The sequence below is a fragment of the Synechococcus lacustris str. Tous genome, assembly GCF_003011125.1.
GTDB lineage: Bacteria > Cyanobacteriota > Cyanobacteriia > PCC-6307 > Cyanobiaceae > Synechococcus_D > Synechococcus_D lacustris.
In genome coordinates, this window is record NZ_PXVC01000244.1 from 1 (window position 1) to 862 (window position 862).

Consider the following 862-nt stretch of genomic DNA (forward strand, 5'->3'; position numbering starts at 1 on the left):
GGTTTTAGTAGATACCGAAGTGGTGGCTAGGGCACCAAAAAGACAATTGGTGGGTGGCATTGGTGATGCCTTGGCCACCTGGTTTGAAGCGCGCACCGTGCGTGAAAGTTGCAGCACCACCGTGGTGGGTGGCCTGCCCAGCCGCACCGGCACAGCCCTGGCCAAACTCTGCTGTGAAATTCTTCTGGCCGACGGCCCTGCGGCTTGTGCAGCAGTGGAAGCCAAAGCCACCACACCGGCCCTGGAGCGGGTGGTGGAAGCCAATAACTTGCTCTCAGGTTTGGGGTTTGAAAGTGGCGGCTTAGCTGTGGCCCATGCGGTTCACAACGGTATCTCTGAGATCGAAGGCAGCCACTGCCACATCCATGGTGAAAAAGTGGCTTTTGGATTGTTAACCCAATTGGTGCTGGAGGGTAAGCCCCAATCTGAAATCGATGAGATCTACCGCTACCAGCAAGCGGTGGGATTACCAATCTGCCTGGCCCAAGTTGGGGTTGATGCCAATAGCGATGAACAGTTAAACCACATTGCAGAACGCTCTGTAATCCCAGGAGAGAGCAGCCACAATGAACCTTTTCCAGTTAGCACAGCGGCAGTTAGCGCTGCGCTGAGGGCGGCCGACCAATGGGGGCGTCGATTGCTTTAGGTACCTAGGATTCAGTTAGATCTGCCCCCCTAGCCATGAGTAGTGATCTTCAAGCCCTAACCCTCGAGAATGTGGAGCGCACCCTTGATGAGCTGCGCCCTTATTTGATGGCCGACGGCGGCAATGTGGAGGTGGTGGAAATCGATGGACCAATCGTGAAGGTGCGTTTGCAGGGGGCTTGTGGTTCCTGCCCCAGCAGCACCATGACCCTAAAGA

Annotated in this window: 2 protein-coding genes; both read left to right on the forward strand. The window is 55.9% G+C overall.

The window, feature by feature from the left end; all coding sequences use genetic code 11:
* Positions 1-646: dehydroquinate synthase/iron-containing alcohol dehydrogenase family protein (locus C7K08_RS14650; RefSeq protein ID WP_117434672.1), on the forward strand; the 646-nt coding region annotated here is incomplete at its 5' end.
* 35 nt (positions 647-681) lie between these two features.
* Positions 682-862, forward strand: a 181-nt coding sequence (locus C7K08_RS14655; protein ID WP_106501192.1) for a NifU family protein, incomplete at its 3' end; no start/stop codon positions are given.